Below are 17043 nucleotides of genomic sequence, written 5' to 3'. Positions count from 1 at the left end.
GGCCGGCTTTGCCGGCCCCGCGCTATCGAAAAAGCGACCCGAAACGTGCAAAAACGCACCGCCCGCATCCGGCCCCGAGCCTGACAGGCGGCTTGCCGGGGCGGCGCGAGCCCCCGCGTTGCGGGGCGTTGCGCGATGCGTCGGGCATCGTGTCGCGATGTTGCGTTGCAGCATGGTGCCTGGCCCCGGTTTGTGACCGTTTTTTTCGCCTGCAACCATCCGCCCCACTCGAACGCCGCCCGCCGGCTTCCCAACCGACCCACTTCAGGAGACGCGCGTGTTCCTCTACGGATTCGGCCCCCTCATCTGGGCGGGCACCGTGCAGACGATCGAGCTGTCGGTGCTGTCGCTCGCCGCCGCCGTGGTGCTGGGCCTGCTCGGCGCGCTCGCCAAGCTGTCGCCGCGGCGCGGCCTGCGCGCGCTCGGCACCGGCTACACCACGCTGATCCGCTCGGTGCCCGACCTGGTGCTGATGCTGCTGCTGTTCTACAGCATCCAGATCTGGCTCAACGACATCACCGACCTGCTCGGCTGGGACCAGATCGACATCGACCCGTTCGTGGCCGGCGTGCTGACGCTCGGCTTCATCTACGGCGCGTATTTCACCGAAACGTTTCGCGGCGCGTTTCTGTCGGTGCCGCGCGGCCAGCTGGAGGCGGGCGCGGCCTACGGCATGAGCGGGCTGCGCGTGTTCGCGCGAATCCTGTTTCCGCAGATGATGCGCTTCGCGCTGCCCGGCATCGGCAACAACTGGCAGGTGCTGGTGAAGGCCACCGCGCTGGTGTCGATCATCGGCCTGGCCGACGTGGTCAAGGCCGCGCAGGACGCCGGCAAGAGCACGTTCAACATGTTCTTCTTCATCCTCGTCGCGGCGCTGATCTACCTGGCGATCACGACGCTGTCCAACCTCGTGCTGCGGCATCTGGAGCGGCGCTATTCGACCGGCGTGAGGCACGCGGAACTATGATCGAGATCATCCAGGAGTTCGGCCGCGCCTTCCTGTACTGGGACGGGCAACGCCTGTCGGGCCTAGCCGTCACGCTGTGGCTGCTGACGGCGTCGGTGGGCATCGGCTTCGTGTGCGCGATTCCGCTCGCGGTGGCGCGCGTCTCGCGCAAGCGCTGGGTGTCGATGCCGGTGCGCGCCTATACCTACGTGTTTCGCGGCACGCCGCTCTACGTGCAGTTGCTGCTGATCTACACGGGCATGTACAGCCTCGAATTCGTGCGTGCGCATTCGCTGCTCGACGCGTTCTTCCGCAGCGGCTTCCACTGCGCGATCCTGGCCTTCGCGCTGAACACCTGCGCCTACACCACCGAGATCTTCGCGGGCGCGATTCGCGCCACGGCGCACGGCGAGGTGGAGGCGGCGCGCGCCTACGGCATGAGCCCGTTCACCGCCTACCGCCGCGTGATCCTGCCCTCGGCGCTGCGCCGCGCGTTGCCGCTGTACAGCAACGAGGTGATCCTGATGCTGCACGCCACCACGGTGGCTTTCACCGCCACGGTGCCCGACATCCTCAAGGTGGCGCGCGACGCGAACTCGGCCACCTACATGGCGTTCCAGTCGTTCGGGATCGCCGCCCTGATCTATCTTGCGGTATCGTTCGCACTCGTCGCGGCGTTTCGCCGGGCCGAGCGCCACTGGCTCGCGTATCTCGCGGCCGGACGTCATTGATTCGTATCCATTCCGGGAGACGCCAGTTGGCCGACATCACCCCGCCGAACCCCGCCAGCAAGCTCGCGGCCATCGATATCTACAAGCGCTACGGCGACAACGAAGTGCTGAAGGGCGTCTCGCTCGACGCGAAAGCGGGCGACGTGATCAGCATCATCGGCGCCAGCGGCTCGGGCAAGAGCACCTTCCTGCGCTGCATCAATTTCCTCGAACGGCCGAACGCGGGCCAGATCATCGTCGACGGCGAAACGGTCCGCACCAAGGCCGATAAAAGCGGCGCGCTCGACGTGGCCGACCCGAAGCAACTGCAGCGGATTCGCACCAAGCTCGCGATGGTGTTCCAGCACTTCAACTTGTGGGCGCACATGAACGTGCTGGAGAACGTCATGGAAGCGCCCGTGCACGTGCTCGGGCTGTCCAAGCGCGAGGCCGAGGCGCGCGCCCGCGAGTACCTGGAAAAAGTCGGCTTGCAGCCGCGCGTCGAGAAGCAGTATCCGTCGCATCTGTCGGGCGGCCAGCAGCAGCGCGTGGCGATCGCCCGCGCGCTGGCGATGCATCCCGACGTCATGCTGTTCGACGAACCGACCTCGGCGCTCGATCCGGAACTGGTGGGCGAAGTGCTGAAGGTCATGCAGAAGCTGGCCGAGGAAGGCCGCACCATGATCGTGGTCACGCACGAAATGGGCTTCGCGCGCAACGTGTCCAACCACGTGATGTTCCTGCATCAGGGCCGCACCGAGGAGCAGGGCCATCCCGCCGAGGTGCTGGCGCGCCCGCAGAGCGAACGCCTGCGCCAGTTCCTGTCCGGCAGCCTCAAGTAAGGTGGCGGCGATCGGCCGCGCGGGCGGCGCCGCGCGCACGACGCAGGTGGCGATCGTCGCGTTGCCGCCGGTGTCGATGTCGGGCGTCGGCCCGATCGTCGATGCGCTGGCGCTGGCCAACGAGATCGAAGGGCGCGCGCTGTACCGCTGGCAGGTGTGTTCGTGGGACGGCAAGCCGGTGCCGCTCGCGGGCGGCGCGCAATGGCCGGCCGACGCGGCGTTCAACGATGCGATCGCCTGCGACTGGCTGATCGTGCACAGCGAGCGCTTCCAGCAATTCGCCGACTACCGCCTGTTCCTCGCCAGCCTCGCGCGCGTCGGCCAGCGCACGCCGCTCGTCACGGGCATTCATCACGGCGTGTGGTGGCTCGCGATGGCGGGGCAACTGGCCGGCTATCGCGTGGCGGTGAACTGGGAAACCTATCAGCAGTTCGCCGAGCAGTTCGAGCGCACCATCGTCACCCAGCAAATCTTCGAAATCGACCGCGATCGCGCGACCTGCGCGGGCGGCCAGGCCAGCCTCGATTTCATGCTGGCGATGATCGGCCGCGATCACGGCCCGGCGCTGCCCGAGCGGATCGCCGACGCGCTCGGCTGCGCCGCGCCGAGAAGCGCCGAGACGCGCCAGCGGATTCCGTTCGTGACCGCGCCGGGCGAGCGCCATCCGCGCCTGAACGATGCGCTGCAACTGATGGAAGCGAACGTCGAGGACCCACTCACCACCGACGAGATCGCCGAGCTGGTGGGCATCTCGCGGCGGCAGCTCGAACGGCTGTTTCGCCAGTATCTCGGCGCGATGCCGTCGAAGTATTACCTGAACCTGCGGCTGCTGAAGGCGCGCACGCAATTGCAGCGCACCAGCAAATCGGTGGTGCAGGTGAGCCTCGCCTGCGGCTTTTCATCGGCCGCGCATTTCTCGAATGCCTACCGCGAACGCTTCGGCGTGACGCCGCGAGAGGATCGCCGCGCGTGGCTCGAAAAGCAGCACGGCGGCACGAGCGAACCGCGCGCGGGCGCGCTGGTCGAACGCGACGACGACCGATGAATGCACCCGCGAATGCATCGTGACCGCACCGTGAATGCCCGCGCCGGCACGGCGAGCGAACTGCGTTCCCGCTCCCCGCGCGTTTCGCGATGCGCAACCGGCCAAGCCGATAGAACCCGTCGCAAATGCGCAAGACGTCTCGCGCCCCGTTGCCTACACTGAACCCTGTGATTGCCGAACCAAGGAACCGCCATGACCCGCGATAACGTGACCCGACAGACTTTCGATGACGTGATGGTGCCGGTGTTTTCGCCGGCCGCTTTCGTACCCGACCGCGGCGAAGGCTCGCGCGTGTGGGACACCGCCGGCAAGGAGTACGTCGATTTCGCGGGCGGCATCGCGGTGACGGCGCTCGGCCACGGCCACCCCGAAGTGCTGAAGGTGTTCGAGGAGCAGGGCCGCAAGCTCTGGCACATCGGCAACGGCTACACCAACGAGCCGGTGCTGCGTCTCGCGAAGCGGCTCGAAAGCCTGACCTTCGCCGATCGCGCGTTCTTCGCGAACTCGGGCGCGGAAGCGAACGAGGCCGCGCTGAAGCTCGCGCGCCGCGTGGCGTTCGACCGCTTCGGCGCCGATAAATACGAGATCCTCTCGTTCGCGCAGTCGTTCCACGGCCGCACGTTCTTTACCGTCAGCGTAGGTGGCCAGCCGAAGTATTCGGACGGTTTCGGCCCGCGCCCCGAAGGCATCCGCCATCTGCCGTACAACGACATCGAGGCGGCCCGGGCCGCGATCGGCCCGCGCACCTGTGCTGTGATCGTCGAGCCGGTGCAGGGCGAGGGCGGCGTGATCCCGGCCGATCCGGCGTTCCTGAAAGCGCTGCGCGAAGCGTGCGACGCGCACGGCGCGCTGTTGATCTTCGACGAGGTGCAGACCGGCGTGGGCCGCACCGGCCACTTCTACGCCTACATGGATACCGGCGTCACGCCCGACATCCTGACCACCGCCAAGGCGCTCGGCAACGGCTTCCCGATCGGCGCGATGCTGACCACCACCGAGCTGGCCGAGCATTTCAAGGTGGGCGTGCACGGCACCACCTACGGCGGCAATCCGCTGGCCTCGGCGATCGCCGACAAGGTGGTGGAACTGGTCAGCAATCCCGAGCTGCTGGCCGGCGTGCACGAGCGCGGCGAGCGCATTCGGGCCACGCTGGCCGCGCTCGATGCGAAGCACGGCGGCCTGTTCCGCGAGGTCCGCGGCAAGGGCCTGCTGATCGGCGCCGAACTGACCGAGGCCTTCGACGGCCGCGCCAAGGATTTCGTCAACGCGGCCGCCGCGCACGGCGTGATCATGCTGATCGCCGGCCCGAACGTGCTGCGCTTCGTGCCGTCGCTGGTGATTCCGCTCGACGTGCTCGACGAAGGCCTCGCGCGCTTCTCGCGCGCGGTCGACGAAGTGGTCGGCGCGAGCCGCTGACCCCACCCGCCCGGCCCACCCCGCTCACAGGAACGACGATGCTATTCGTACGCCCCGGCAGGCTTGCCGACCTCGACGCGCTGGCGCAGATGGCCCGCACCGCGCGGCCGGTGCTGCACTCGCTGCCGCACGACCGCCGCGCGCTGGAAGCGCGCGTGGCGCTGTCCGAGGATTCGTTTCGCGCCGACGCCGATTTCCCCGGCGAGGAGTTCTACCTGTTCGTGCTGGAAGACAGCGAGACGGGGCGCCTGCTCGGCACGGCCAGCATCGTCGCCGCGGCCGGCTATTCGGAGCCGTTCTACGCGTTCCGCAACGACGCGCTGATCCACGCCTCGCGCGAGCTGCATGTGAACCGCAAGATCCACGCGCTGACCATGTCGCACGAGCTGACCGGCAAGAGCCGGCTGGGCGGCTTCTATGTCGACCCGGCGCTGCGCGGTGATGCCGCCGCGCACCTGGTGTCGCGCGCCCGCATGATGTACATCGCCGCGAACCGCCGCCGCTTCACGCCGGAAGTGTTCTCGCTGCTGCTCGGCGTGACCGACGAGCACGGTGCGTCGCCGTTCTGGGAAGCGGTGGGCCGCAAGTTCTTCCATCGCGATTTCGCCGATATCGAGGTGGAATCGGGCGGCCGCAGCCGCACGTTCATCGCCGAGGTGATGCCGGTGTATCCGATCTACGTGCCGCTGCTGCCCGAGGCGGCGCAGCGCGTGCTCGGCGAGCCGAACGAACACGGCCTGCTCGCCTATGACATCCATCTCGAAGAAGGTTTCGAGCCGGACCGCTACGTCGATATCTTCGATGCCGGCCCGGTGCTGACCGCGCAAGTCGATCGCACCGCCTGCGTCACGCACAACGTCGCGCGCACGGTGCGCAACGCGGCCGGCGCGGCGGCGGGCGCCACGCACTTGGTGGCGGCCGGCGAGGGCGAGGCGTTTCGCTGCGTGCTGGTCGACCTGCCCGATGCCGCAACGGTCCACGCGATGGAGGCGCCGCTCGACGCCGCCGCGCGCGCCGCGCTCGGCGTGGTGGACGGCGACTCGGTGCGCTGCGTGCCGCTGCATCGCCGCGACGAGGCCACTTCAACCCACGGGGCCACCCCGCTTTCGGGAGACCCGCGATGATCGTGGTTCGCGTGGTACAGACAGGCGACGTCGATGCGCTGGTGGCGCTCGCGCAGGAAACCGGCCCGGGCCTGACCACCTTCAAGCCGGACCGCGACGCGCTCGCGGCGCGCGTCGAACGCGCGCGTCGCACGCTCGACGGCACCGCCACGGCCGCCGAGGCCGGCTACTTCTTCGTGATGGAAGACACCGCCAGCGGCGACATCGCCGGCGTGTGCGGGATCGAAACCGAAGTCGGGCTCGCGCAGCCGTTCTACAACTACCGCGTGGCCACCGTGGTGCACGCGAGCCAGGATCTCGGCGTGTGGACCCGCATGTCGCTGCTGAACATCTCGCACGACCTGACCGGCTATGCCGAAGTTTGCTCGCTGTTCCTGAGCCCGCGCTATCGCACGGCCGGCGTGGGCGGCCTGCTGTCGCGCTCGCGCTTCATGTTCATCGCGCAGTTCCGCGAGCGCTTTCCCGAGCGGATCTGCGCCGAGCTGCGCGGCCATTTCGACGAGGCCGGCAGCTCGCCGTTCTGGCGCGCGGTGGGTTCGCACTTCTATCAGATCGATTTCAACGCCGCCGATTACCTGAGCTCGCACGGCCGCAAATCGTTCCTGGCCGAGCTGATGCCGCGCTTTCCCGTGTATGTCGATTTGCTGCCGCAGGACGCGCAGGATTGCATCGGCCTCACGCACCGCGACACGCTGCCGGCCCGCAAGATGCTCGAAGCCGAAGGCCTGCGCTACCAGAACCACGTCGATATCTTCGACGCCGGCCCGGTGCTCGAATGCCACGTGTCCGACCTGCGCACGGTGCGCGACAGCATCGTGGTGCCGGTCGAGATCGGCGAACCCGCGGCGGCGGCGGAAGGCGGCCCGCGCGCGCTCGTGTCGAATACCTCGCTCGCCGATTTTCGCGTCGGCGCGGCGCCGGGCGCGGTGGCCGACGGCCGCTTCGTGCTGAGCGCCGCCGACGCCCGCGCGCTCGACGTTGCGGCAGGCGATCCGGTGCGCGTCTACGCGCTGAAATCCCAACCGAGATAACACATGTCCGAACTCTTCATCGATGGCGACTGGGTCGCCGGCAGCGGCCCCGAATTCGCCTCGCGCAACCCCGGCACCGGCGAGACCGTCTGGCGCGGCGCGAGCGCCTCGGAGGCCGATGTCGGCTGGGCCGTCGCCAGCGCGCGCCGCGCGTTCGCCGACTGGTCGGCGCTCGCGCTCGACGCGCGCATCGCGATCGTCCAGCGCTTCGCCGCGATCCTCGAGGAACGCAAGGAAGCGCTGGCCGCCGCGATCGGCCGCGAAACCGGCAAGCCGCTCTGGGAAGCGCGCACCGAAGTCGCGACGATGGCCAACAAGGTCGCGATCTCGATCACGGCCTATCACGAGCGCACCGGCGAGAAACGCACGCCGATGGCCGACGGCACCGCCGTGCTGCGGCACCGCCCGCACGGCGTGGTGGCCGTGTTCGGCCCGTACAACTTCCCCGGCCATCTGCCGAACGGGCATATCGTGCCGGCGCTGATCGCCGGCAACACGGTGGTGTTCAAGCCGTCCGAGCTGGCGCCGGGCGTGGCGCGCGCCACCGTCGAGGCCTGGCGTGACGCCGGGCTGCCGGCCGGCGTGCTGAACCTGGTGCAGGGCGAGAAGGATACCGGGGTGGCGCTCGCCAACCACCGCCAGATCGACGGCCTGTTCTTCACCGGCAGCTCCGACACCGGCACGCTGCTGCACCGCCAGTTCGGCGGCCGGCCCGAGATCGTGCTGGCGCTGGAGATGGGCGGCAACAATCCGCTGGTGGTCGGCGAGGTGGCCGATCTCGACGCGGCGGTCCACCACACAATCCAGTCGGCGTTCTTGTCGGCGGGCCAGCGCTGCACCTGCGCGCGCCGGATTTTCGTGGCCGACAACGCGCAGGGCGACCGCTTCCTCGCGCGCTTCGCCGAGGTCACGGCCGCGATCCGCGCCGATCGCTACGACGCCGATCCGCAGCCGTTCATGGGCGCGGTGATCTCGGCGCGCGCGGCGGCGCGGCTGGTCGAGGCGCAAACGGCGCTGCTCGCGGCCGGCGCGCGGCCCGTGATCGCGATGACGCAGCGTGATGCCGCGCTCGGCTTCGTCAACGCCGCGATCCTCGATGTGACCGAGGTGCGCGACCTGCCGGATACCGAATACTTCGGCCCGCTCGCCCAGGTGATCCGCTACCGCAGCTTCGACGAGGCGATCGCGCTGGCCAACGACACGGCCTACGGCCTGTCGGCCGGGCTGCTGTCCGACGATGCCGGCGCGTGGGCGCATTTCCAGCGCAGCATCCGCGCCGGCATCGTGAACTGGAACCGGCCGACCAACGGCGCATCCTCGGCCGCGCCGTTCGGCGGCGCGGGCCGCTCGGGCAACCACCGGCCGAGCGCGTTCTACGCGGCCGATTACTGCGCGTATCCGATGGCCTCGGTCGAGAGCGAGCAACTGCAGATGCCGGCGAGCCTGTCGCCCGGCCTCCATTTCTGAGCGGACAGCAACGATGAACGCAACGCGCAACGCCATCGAGGCGAATTTCGACGGGCTGGTCGGCCCGACCCACAACTACGCGGGCCTGTCGTTCGGCAACGTGGCCTCGCTGAACAACGAGAAATCGGCGGCCAACCCGAAGGCGGCGGCCAAGCAGGGGCTGCGCAAGATGAAGCAGCTCGCCGATCTCGGCTTCGCGCAGGGCGTGCTGCCGCCGCAGGAGCGGCCCTCGCTGCGCCTGCTGCGCGAGCTGGGCTTTTCGGGCAAGGACGCCGACGTAATCGCCAAGGCCGCCAAGGAAGCGCCCGAACTGCTGGCGGCGGCCAGCTCGGCCTCGGCCATGTGGACGGCCAACGCCGCCACCGTCAGCCCGTCGGCCGACACCGGCGATGGGCGCGTGCACTTCACGCCGGCCAACCTGTGCAGCAAGCTGCACCGCGCGATCGAGCATGTCGCCACGCAGCGCACGCTCGCGACGATCTTCGCCGACGAATCGCGCTTCATGGTGCACGACGCGCTGCCGGGCACCCCGGCGCTCGGCGATGAAGGCGCGGCCAATCACACGCGGTTTTGCGCCGGCTACGGCGAGCCGGGCGTGGAGTTCTTCGTCTACGGGCGCAGCGAATACCGGCGCGGGCCGGAGCCGAAGCGCTTCCCGGCCCGGCAGACCTTCGAGGCGAGCCGCGCGGTGGCGCAGCGTCACGGCCTGGCCGACGCGGCCACCGTCTACGCGCTGCAGAACCCCGACGTGATCGATGCCGGCGTGTTCCACAACGACGTGATCGCGGTCGGCAACCGCGACACGCTGTTCTGCCACGAACTGGCGTTCGCCGAGCGTCACAGCGTGTACGACGCGCTGACGGCCGCGCTGGCCGAGCGCGGCGCGCGCCTGAACGTGATCGAGGTGCCCGATGCGGCGGTCGGCGTGAGCGATGCGATCGGCTCGTACCTGTTCAACAGCCAGTTGCTGACGCGCGCCGACGGCACGCAGGTGCTGGTGGTGCCGCAGGAGTGCCTGGAGAACGCGCGCGTCGCGCGCTATCTCGAGGCGCTGGAGGGCGGCAACGGCCCGATTCGCGAGGTCAAGGTGTTCGACCTGCGCGAGAGCATGAAGAACGGCGGCGGCCCGGCCTGCCTGCGCCTGCGCGTGGTGCTGACCGAGGCGGAGCGGGCGGCGGTGGGCGCGAACGTCTGGATCGACGACGCGCTGTTCGCCTCGCTCGACGCATGGATCGAGAAGCACTACCGCGACCGGCTCGCACCGGCCGACCTGACCGATCCGGTGCTGCTCGACGAATCGCGCACGGCGCTCGACGAACTGACGCAAATCCTCAAACTCGGCTCGCTCTATGACTTCCAGCGCTGATCGCGGCGGCGCGCCCGCCTGGCTCGACGATTTCCTGGCGTTCACGCTGGCGGGCGGCAAGCCCGACGAGCACGAGGGCGTGTGCGCGGACGGCATGATCCGCTTCGCGTGGCGCGGCGAGGGCCTGCTTGAACTGGCGCCCGAGGTGCTGTGCATGTCGGCGGCCAGCACGCCGGCCTGCGTGCTGGTGTCGGCCGGCGTGCACGGCAACGAAACCGCGCCGATCGAGCTGGTATCGGCGCTGGTGCGCGACCTGACGCGCGGCGCGCTGCCGCTCGCCTCGCGGCTGCTGGTGGTGCTCGGCCATCCGGGCGCGATGCGCGCCGGCACGCGTTACCTCGACGACGACCTGAACCGCCTGTTCAACGGCCGCCACGCGCAGCGCGCGGACAGCCGCGACGCCCCGCGCGCCGCGGTGCTGGAGGCGGCCGCGCAGCGCTTCTTCGAGGGCGCGCCGGCGGTGCGGCAGGCGCGCTGGCATCTCGACCTGCATACGGCGATCCGCGCCTCGGCGTTCGAGCGTTTCGCGCTGCTGCCGCATATCGGCGAGCCGCCCGCGCGCGCCATGATCGACTGGCTGGGCCGCGCCGAGATCGCCGCGGTGCTGCTGCATACCGAGCAGGGCAACACCTATTCGCAGTTCACGGCCAGCGCCTGCGGGGCGCTGGCCTGCACGCTCGAACTGGGCAAGGTGCGGCCGTTCGGCCAGAACGACCTGGCGCGGTTCGCCGCGGCCGATGCCGCCGTGCGCGGGCTGGTGTCGGGCACCGCGTTCGCGGCGCACGAGGTGCCGCCGGCGCCGCCGCGCATCTTCACGGTGATCGGCCAGATCACCAAGCAGAGCGAGGCGTTCGAGCTGTTCGTGGCGAACGACGTGCCGAACTTCACGCCGCTGCCGCGCGACACGCTGGTGGCGCGCGACGGCAGCTACCGCTACCAGGTGTCGCACGACGAGGAGCGGATCGTGTTTCCGAACCCGTCCGTCAAGCCGGGCCTGCGCGCGGGGCTGATGGTGGTGGACACCACCACCGCCACGCTGGCCGCGCTCGACTAGACAAGTTGGCGCCGCGTTCGCGCGCGGCGTTACAATCGCGGCCTCGCGGCCTGGTGGTGTTGCCGGCCGCGCCGTTTGCTGAACAATCCATCCCGACTACCGAGGAGAACCTTTCGATGAAGTTGAACTGGCGAAACATGGCCGCATGCGCGGTGGCGACGGCCGCCGCGATGTCCACCCTGTCCGGCGCGCACGCCGCGGAACTCAAGCAGATCCGTTTCGGCGTCGAGGCCTCGTATGCGCCGTTCGAGTACAAGACGCCGGACGGCAAGCTGGCCGGCTTCGACGTCGACGTCGGCAATGCGGTTTGCGCCAAGTTGAAGGTCAAGTGCGTGTGGGTCGAGAACGATTTCGACGGCCTGATCCCGGCGTTGCAGGCACGCAAGTTCGACGCGATCAATTCGGACATGACGATCACCGACCAGCGCAAGAAGGCCGTGGCGTTCACCGATCCGATCTATTCGATCCCGAACCAGTTGATCGCCAAGCAGGGCAGCGGCCTGCTGCCGACGCCGGCTTCGCTGAAGGGCAAGCGCGTGGGCGTGCTGCAGGGCACGATCCAGGAGTCGTACGCGAAGGCGCGCTGGGCGCCGGCCGGCGTGGAAGTGGTGCCGTATCAAACCCAGGATCTGGCTTACGAAGACCTGAAGTCCGGTCGCCTCGACGCGACGTTCCAGGATTCCGAAGCCGCCGCCAAGGGCTTCCTGTCGAAGCCGCAGGGCGCGGGCTTCGCGTTCGCCGGCGATCACGTGGTGGATGCGCAGATCCTCGGTTCGGGCGTGGGCTTCGGCATGCGCAAGAACGACGCCGACCTGTTGACCGCGGTCAACGGCGCACTGAAGGCGCTGAAGGCCGACGGCACGATCGACACCCTGGCTAAGAAGTATTTCAGCGTGCCGGTGGTGTTGAAGTAACGCCGGTGTAGCGACGAATACCGACGATGAAAAACCGGCCGCACCCGCAAGGGGGCGGCCGGTTTTTTCATGGCCGGGCCTGGCGCGGTGCGCGCGCTCAGTGCGATTCGGTCTCGGGCGGCGCGAAGAAGCGCGCCAGTTCGGCGCCCATGCTGTTGAGCACGGCCATCTCGCGATGGGCGATGCGTTGCGTCTGCTGCGAGCCCGACCAGTCGCCGTACAGCAGCGCGACGCAATGCTCGCCGCTGCGCACCGGCAGCAGCACGAAGCCGTGCACGTCGTGGAACGCGTCGCGATACCAGGCCGGCAGGCGGCGCAGCATCTTCGGATCGCGCGCGTCCTCGATGAAGATGCCGACCGAGTTCGAGATCGCGAGATGGAACACGTCCGGCTCGAAGGTCTCGTGGAAACGCAGCCGGCCGAGCGCCGTTTCGATGCCGTGGCCGAAGCCGAGCCGGGCGATGAAGGTGCCGTCGTCGCCGCGCACGAACATCACGGTGCGGCTCAGGCGCAGGCCGGCCAGCACGCTTTCGGAGGCCAGCGCGAGCACCGGCTCGCGACGATGCTCGGACGGCAGCGCGCGCAGGTCGGCCAGGCCCGAATCGAGCGTGGCCTGCGGTTCGGACGCGGCGCGCTCGAGCGCGGCCGCGTTGCTGCGCAACGCGATGATCTCGCGCAGCACGGTGTCGCTGGTTTCGTCGTGGGTCAGCTCACGGGCGATCTTGACCAGCGCGTCCGATTCGATGCCGAGCGCGGTGCCGAAGCGATGCGCGAGCGTGGTCAGGCGCGTGTCGCGCAGCGTCGGCGTGACGCCGGGCGCGGTCATCGCGGCGGCCACCTCGGTGGCGCATTCGCTGACGGCGCGCAGCCAGCGCACGCGTTCGGCGTCGCCTTCGTCGCCGGGGCTGTCCGGAATCACCGGCGCGCGGGCGGCTTCGGGCTCGTCGGCATCCTCGTCGTGCTCGGACGGCGCGGGCGCGATGCTGAAGCGGATCACGTCGGGCAGGCGCCAGCGCACGGCGGCCTCGCGGGCGATCTCGTCGAAGCTCACGCCGAGCACGTCGAGGCAGGCGGTCGCCTCGTCGCAGCCGAGCTTGGCGGCGCGGTGGCGGATCGCCTCCCATTCGCCGTCGAGATAATTGACCACCAGCAGCTTGCCGACCTGCCGCATCAGCGTGCAGACCACGGCTTCCTCGCCGGCGCGCAGGTCGGCGTCCTCGGTCAGACGGCGCGCGACGCAGCCCGACAGCAGCGCACGGTTCAGTTCGAGCCGGGCGTCGATGCGCTGCGAGGCGCCCTGATGGAAGTGGTCGACCAGCTTCAGGCCCACCACCAGATGGCCGACCGCATCGATCCCGAGCACCATCAGGGCGCGCGTGACGGTCGTGATGTTGCCGCCAAAGGCGATATACATCGCGGAATTGGCCAGCCGGATTACCTTCTGCGTCAACGCGAAGTCCGACAGCACGACGCGCACCAGCGCCGAGAAGTCGAGATTGTCGTTATCGATCGCGGCCATGGTGGCGCGCAGCGAATCCGACAGCATCGGAAAATCGCCGCGGTCGTTCATGCGCGCCCACAGCTTGTCGAGCAGCGCCGCTTTCGGCAGGTGTTCGGTCAATGTCGTCATACGATTAAAAACGCTCGGCCGTCAGGCCGGTTCGCGCAGGTAAAGCAGCCGATCCTCGAAACGCTGCGCCAGTTCGTCGGACGGCAGCGCCCGGCAGACGAGCCAACCCTGAATGTGATCGCAGCCCATCTCGGTCAGCAACTCGCGTTGCGCCTCGGTTTCGACGCCTTCGGCCACCAGTTCGAGATCGAGCGTTTGCGCAAGTCCAACGACGGCCGATACAATCGCGCGATCGTTGCGCGACGTCAATAGATTTTCTACGAAACTCCGGTCGATCTTCAAGCGAGCCAGTGGGAAACGTTGCAGATAGGCGAGGCTCGAGTAGCCGGTGCCGAAATCGTCCACCGCGAAACGGATGCCGAGCGAGGCGATTTCCTCCAGCAGCGTCTTGGCGCCGACCGGGTCGTGCATCAGCAGGCTTTCCGTGATTTCCAGCACGATCCGCTGCGGGCTGATGCCGGTCAGCGCCACCGCCTCGCGCACGCTCTGCACGAAGCGCGGGTCGCGGAACTGCTGCGGCGACACGTTCACGGCCACGTATTCGAGCACCAGGCCTTGATCGTCCCAGGCCACGATCTGCATGCAGGCGGCCTTCAATACCCAGTTGCCGAGGTAATGAATCAGCCCGATCGATTCGGCCAACGGGATGAACGTGGACGGCGGCACCAGGCCCAGCACCGGATGCTGCCAGCGAATCAACGCCTCGACGCCGGCCACAGCGCCGGTACGGCTTTCGGTGATCGGCTGGAAGTGCAGCGAGAATTCGCCGTTGCGCACGCCGTCGTACAGATCCGATTCGAGCTTGAGGCGCTCGGCGTCGGTCGGGTCGGCCGTGCTCTGGTGGAACGCCAGCGTGTTGCCGCCGAGCGATTTCGCCTGGGTCAGCGCGTGATCGGCGCGGCGCAGCAGCGGGCTGTGATGCTGGGCGTGGCTGCGCAGGCCGGCCAGCGAGCGCTCGTCCGGATACAGCGCGATGCCGACGCTGGCCGACAGATGCACCGATTGGCCATCGTAGCGGTAGGGCGGCTGGATGGCGGCCTGCAAACGCCGCGCCAACGTTTGCGCTTGGTCCTGAGCCAGCGCCCGGTTCGTCGAACTGAACACGATCGCGAACTTGTCGCTGGCCACGCGGGCCAGTTTCTCGTCGCCGGTGATCGCGGCCTTCAGGCGCTGGGCGGTATCGCGCAGCAGCGTATCGCCGGCGTCGTAGCCCAGCCCGCGGTTGATCCGCTGGTAATCGTCGAGATCGAGCAGCAGCAGGGCGGCGCAGGTGCCATGCTCGTCGGCCACGCGTTGCGCCTCGATCAGGCCCGGGATCAGCGCCGACAGGTTGTCGAGCCCCGTCATCGGATCGTGGTGCATCTCGTAGGTCAGCCGCGCCTCGATCGCGCGCCAGGCCGACACGTCGAATGCCGCGATCGCATAGCCGTCCACACCCGCATGGCGGCTGCGCACCGCGCGCAGTTCCACGTCGAGCGGATAGGTCAGCGACTTGACGATGCACACCGTCGCTTTCTCCACCTGGCCGGTTTGCTGCGCGCGGGCAAGCAGCGCATCGAGCGTCGCGGTATCCTGCTCGGCAATCAGATCGCGAAGCGTCAGCGTGTGCAGGTAGTCGCGGTGATAGCCGATGAAACGCAGGCTGGCGTCCGAGACGTAAAGGAATCGCAGGTCGCGATCGAGATGGGCAAGAAAATCGACCGGACCGACGGTCTGTTCGAGCCAATTGCGGACGGTATCGTCGTCCCGTGGTGCGTTGGCGCGCGACGGCATCAACGCGCCGCTGGACCACGCAAGTCGGCGCAGTGCGCGGAGGGCGTGATGCCAGGCGCTCTTCCGAGGCGACGTGTTCCTGATGGCTTCCATGTTTCTCGCTGGCTGGGTGAGGCTGGAACCCCGTGGTTCCGTTGCAATAACGGCTAACGGTACGGATTCTTTAGCGAGTCTGCGGTACGGATTTGTCTACCGCCCCATTTCACCTGCCGGAATGTTTGGCGAGTGGATCGGGGCGAATTCGGGAACATCTTGGACTTTATTGAAAATGAGGAACGAAATGAAGCGGAAAATTCTCTCGACCATCGCGGTGGCCGCGCTGGCGATGCACACGCTGGCGGCGCACGCCGTGCTGAAGGCCGGCGATGCCGCGCCGGACTTCAAGACCGAGGCGTCGCTGGGCGGCAAGACCTACTCCTATTCGCTCGACGAGCAACTGAAGAAAGGGCCGGTGGTGTTGTATTTCTACCCGGCCGCGTTCACCACCGGCTGCACCATCGAGGCCCATGCGTTCGCCGATGCGGTCGATGACTACAAGAAATACGGCGCGACCGTGATCGGCGTGTCGGCCGACAAGATCGACACGCTGAAGAAGTTTTCGGTCAGCGAATGCCGCAGCAAATTCCCGGTGGCGGCCGATCCGGACGCGAAGATCATCCGCGAATACGATGCGAAGCTGCCGGCCGTCGATCGCGCGAACCGTGTGTCCTATGTGATTTCGCCGGAAGGCAAGGTGCTCTACGAGTACACCAGCATGTCGCCGGACAAGCACGTCGAGAACACCATGAACGCCGTCAAGGCCTGGGCTGCGGCGCACAAGACGCAGTAAGCGCGCCGGCTTTTTCGACTCGCGCTGGAAACGACAACGGCGGCCGGTTCGGCCGCCGTTTTTCATGGCGATGGCCCTCGGGCGGGGGCGGCGTCAGGTGCGCAGCGCCTGTTCGATCGCGACGCCGCCGCCGACGAAGCCGATGGTCTTGCGCGAGATGCCGAGCTTGATCGCCTCGATGGCGGCCCAGGCCACGTCCTGGCGCGCCACCGGCGTGGCGTCGTCCTGCCAGCGGTCGGTCAGGGCGATCTTGCCGACGCCCGGGTCGTCCGACAGCGGGCCGGGGCGCAGGATCACGTAATCGACGCCCGAGGCCGCCACCCGGTCGTCGCCCTCGCGCTTCATGCGCGAGTAGTGGGCGAGCGCGGCGGGGCCGCTGTCGGGCTGGTAGGCGGTCAGGGAACTGATCACCACGAGTTTCTGCAGGTTGTGCGCCCGGGCGTATTCGGCTGCGCGGCCGGCCGCGTCGCGGTCGATCGCGGCTTCCTGCGCCTCGCCTTCCGATTCGGCCGAACCGGCCGCGAAGATCGCATGCGACAGGCCGCGAAATGCGGCCGAGAAATCCGCGTTCAGGTCCGCCACCACGACGCGCGCGCCCGGCATCGTGAAATCGGGCCGGCGCGCGAGCGCCGTCAGTTCGAAATCCCGCTGCTTGAGCAGCAGGTCCGCGAGCGCATGGCCGGTCCGGCCGCTGGCGCCGATCAGCAATACCTTCATCGACATGGAACCGCTCCTTGGATGACGCTGCACCGGCGGGCCCAGCCGGCCGATGCGGGATTGACCAGTGTATGCCGATTCCGTACCCGGCCGCAGGTGGGGCGGCATGTATCGGCCGATCGGCCGGATGTGACGCAGGGCGAGGCCGGATCGTTTGCCATCTTACAGATTGCCGACGA

Annotated in this window: 15 protein-coding genes; 12 read left to right on the top strand and 3 right to left on the bottom strand. The window is 68.4% G+C overall.

What is annotated here, in order from left to right; genetic code table 11:
* Positions 1-277: 277 nt before the first annotated feature.
* From ACYP33_RS07745 to ACYP33_RS07695, 11 genes are all read left to right on the top strand, one after another.
* Positions 278-967 carry an ABC transporter permease gene (locus ACYP33_RS07745; RefSeq protein WP_414450070.1) on the top strand — a complete coding sequence of 230 codons (690 nt, stop codon included), beginning with the start codon at positions 278-280 and terminating at the stop codon, positions 965-967.
* Positions 964-1677 carry an ABC transporter permease gene (locus ACYP33_RS07740; RefSeq protein WP_414444333.1) on the top strand — a complete coding sequence of 238 codons (714 nt, stop codon included), beginning with the start codon at positions 964-966 and terminating at the stop codon, positions 1675-1677. The genes ACYP33_RS07745 and ACYP33_RS07740 overlap by 4 nt, the downstream gene beginning before the upstream one ends.
* A gap of 26 nt (positions 1678-1703) precedes the next feature.
* Positions 1704-2498, top strand: a complete 795-nt coding sequence (locus ACYP33_RS07735) for an ABC transporter ATP-binding protein (protein WP_414444334.1) — start codon at positions 1704-1706, stop codon at positions 2496-2498.
* 1 nt (position 2499) lies between these two features.
* Complete coding sequence (locus ACYP33_RS07730) at positions 2500-3543, top strand: GlxA family transcriptional regulator (protein ID WP_414444335.1); 1044 nt, start codon at positions 2500-2502, stop codon at positions 3541-3543.
* Positions 3544-3735: 192 nt separating this feature from the next.
* Complete coding sequence (locus ACYP33_RS07725) at positions 3736-4959, top strand: aspartate aminotransferase family protein (protein WP_414444336.1); 1224 nt, start codon at positions 3736-3738, stop codon at positions 4957-4959.
* 38 nt (positions 4960-4997) lie between these two features.
* Positions 4998-6083 carry an arginine/ornithine succinyltransferase subunit alpha gene (gene aruF, locus ACYP33_RS07720; protein WP_459620800.1) on the top strand — a complete coding sequence of 362 codons (1086 nt, stop codon included), beginning with the start codon at positions 4998-5000 and terminating at the stop codon, positions 6081-6083.
* Positions 6080-7114 carry an arginine N-succinyltransferase gene (gene astA, locus ACYP33_RS07715; protein WP_414444338.1) on the top strand — a complete coding sequence of 345 codons (1035 nt, stop codon included), beginning with the start codon at positions 6080-6082 and terminating at the stop codon, positions 7112-7114. Before aruF ends, astA begins: the two co-directional genes overlap by 4 nt.
* A gap of 3 nt (positions 7115-7117) precedes the next feature.
* A complete protein-coding gene (gene astD / locus ACYP33_RS07710; RefSeq protein ID WP_459620798.1) occupies positions 7118-8581 on the top strand; it encodes a succinylglutamate-semialdehyde dehydrogenase in 1464 nt (487 codons plus the stop codon).
* 13 nt (positions 8582-8594) lie between these two features.
* Entirely contained in the window at positions 8595-9947 is a 1353-nt protein-coding gene (gene astB / locus ACYP33_RS07705; protein ID WP_459620797.1) for an N-succinylarginine dihydrolase, read from the top strand.
* Positions 9931-11001 (top strand): succinylglutamate desuccinylase, encoded by a 1071-nt coding sequence (astE, locus tag ACYP33_RS07700; protein ID WP_459620796.1) that lies wholly within the window; start codon positions 9931-9933, stop codon positions 10999-11001. The genes astB and astE overlap by 17 nt, the downstream gene beginning before the upstream one ends.
* A gap of 116 nt (positions 11002-11117) precedes the next feature.
* Positions 11118-11915, top strand: a complete 798-nt coding sequence (locus ACYP33_RS07695) for an ABC transporter substrate-binding protein (RefSeq protein WP_414444342.1) — start codon at positions 11118-11120, stop codon at positions 11913-11915.
* Positions 11916-12012: 97 nt separating this feature from the next.
* Here ACYP33_RS07695 and ACYP33_RS07690 read toward each other — a convergent pair whose 3' ends face one another.
* Both ACYP33_RS07690 and cdpA read right to left on the bottom strand, forming a co-directional pair.
* Positions 12013-13545, bottom strand: a complete 1533-nt coding sequence (locus ACYP33_RS07690) for an HDOD domain-containing protein (protein ID WP_414450063.1) — start codon at positions 13543-13545, stop codon at positions 12013-12015.
* 21 nt (positions 13546-13566) lie between these two features.
* Positions 13567-15318 (bottom strand): cyclic di-GMP phosphodiesterase CdpA, encoded by a 1752-nt coding sequence (gene cdpA / locus ACYP33_RS07685; RefSeq protein WP_459620794.1) that lies wholly within the window; start codon positions 15316-15318, stop codon positions 13567-13569.
* Positions 15319-15598: 280 nt separating this feature from the next.
* Here cdpA and ACYP33_RS07680 point away from each other — a divergent pair, with 280 nt between their 5' ends.
* Positions 15599-16147, top strand: a complete 549-nt coding sequence (locus ACYP33_RS07680) for a peroxiredoxin (protein WP_414444345.1) — start codon at positions 15599-15601, stop codon at positions 16145-16147.
* 93 nt (positions 16148-16240) lie between these two features.
* Here the strand turns inward: ACYP33_RS07680 and ACYP33_RS07675 are convergent, their stop codons facing one another.
* Positions 16241-16870 carry an NAD(P)H-binding protein gene (locus tag ACYP33_RS07675; RefSeq protein WP_459620793.1) on the bottom strand — a complete coding sequence of 210 codons (630 nt, stop codon included), beginning with the start codon at positions 16868-16870 and terminating at the stop codon, positions 16241-16243.
* Positions 16871-17043: the final 173 nt, after the last annotated feature.

The organism is Burkholderia sp. 3C (genome assembly GCF_054589155.1).
The sequence above is the reverse complement of the archived record's forward strand: the minus strand, read 5'-3'. Positions and strand labels throughout refer to the sequence as shown.

Excerpts from the sequence above, each read along its gene's own strand:
- astD (WP_459620798.1), top strand. The coding sequence starts at position 7,118 with ATGTCCGAACTCTTCATCGATGGCGACTGGGTCGCCGGCAGCGGCCCC.
- ACYP33_RS07675 (WP_459620793.1), bottom strand. The coding sequence starts at position 16,870 with ATGTCGATGAAGGTATTGCTGATCGGCGCCAGCGGCCGGACCGGCCAT.
- cdpA (WP_459620794.1), bottom strand. The coding sequence starts at position 15,318 with ATGCCGTCGCGCGCCAACGCACCACGGGACGACGATACCGTCCGCAAT.
- astE (WP_459620796.1), top strand. The coding sequence starts at position 9,931 with ATGACTTCCAGCGCTGATCGCGGCGGCGCGCCCGCCTGGCTCGACGAT.
- ACYP33_RS07695 (WP_414444342.1), top strand. The coding sequence starts at position 11,118 with ATGAAGTTGAACTGGCGAAACATGGCCGCATGCGCGGTGGCGACGGCC.
- astB (WP_459620797.1), top strand. The coding sequence starts at position 8,595 with ATGAACGCAACGCGCAACGCCATCGAGGCGAATTTCGACGGGCTGGTC.
- aruF (WP_459620800.1), top strand. The coding sequence starts at position 4,998 with ATGCTATTCGTACGCCCCGGCAGGCTTGCCGACCTCGACGCGCTGGCG.
- ACYP33_RS07725 (WP_414444336.1), top strand. The coding sequence starts at position 3,736 with ATGACCCGCGATAACGTGACCCGACAGACTTTCGATGACGTGATGGTG.
- ACYP33_RS07740 (WP_414444333.1), top strand. The coding sequence starts at position 964 with ATGATCGAGATCATCCAGGAGTTCGGCCGCGCCTTCCTGTACTGGGAC.
- ACYP33_RS07680 (WP_414444345.1), top strand. The coding sequence starts at position 15,599 with ATGAAGCGGAAAATTCTCTCGACCATCGCGGTGGCCGCGCTGGCGATG.
- ACYP33_RS07690 (WP_414450063.1), bottom strand. The coding sequence starts at position 13,545 with ATGACGACATTGACCGAACACCTGCCGAAAGCGGCGCTGCTCGACAAG.
- astA (WP_414444338.1), top strand. The coding sequence starts at position 6,080 with ATGATCGTGGTTCGCGTGGTACAGACAGGCGACGTCGATGCGCTGGTG.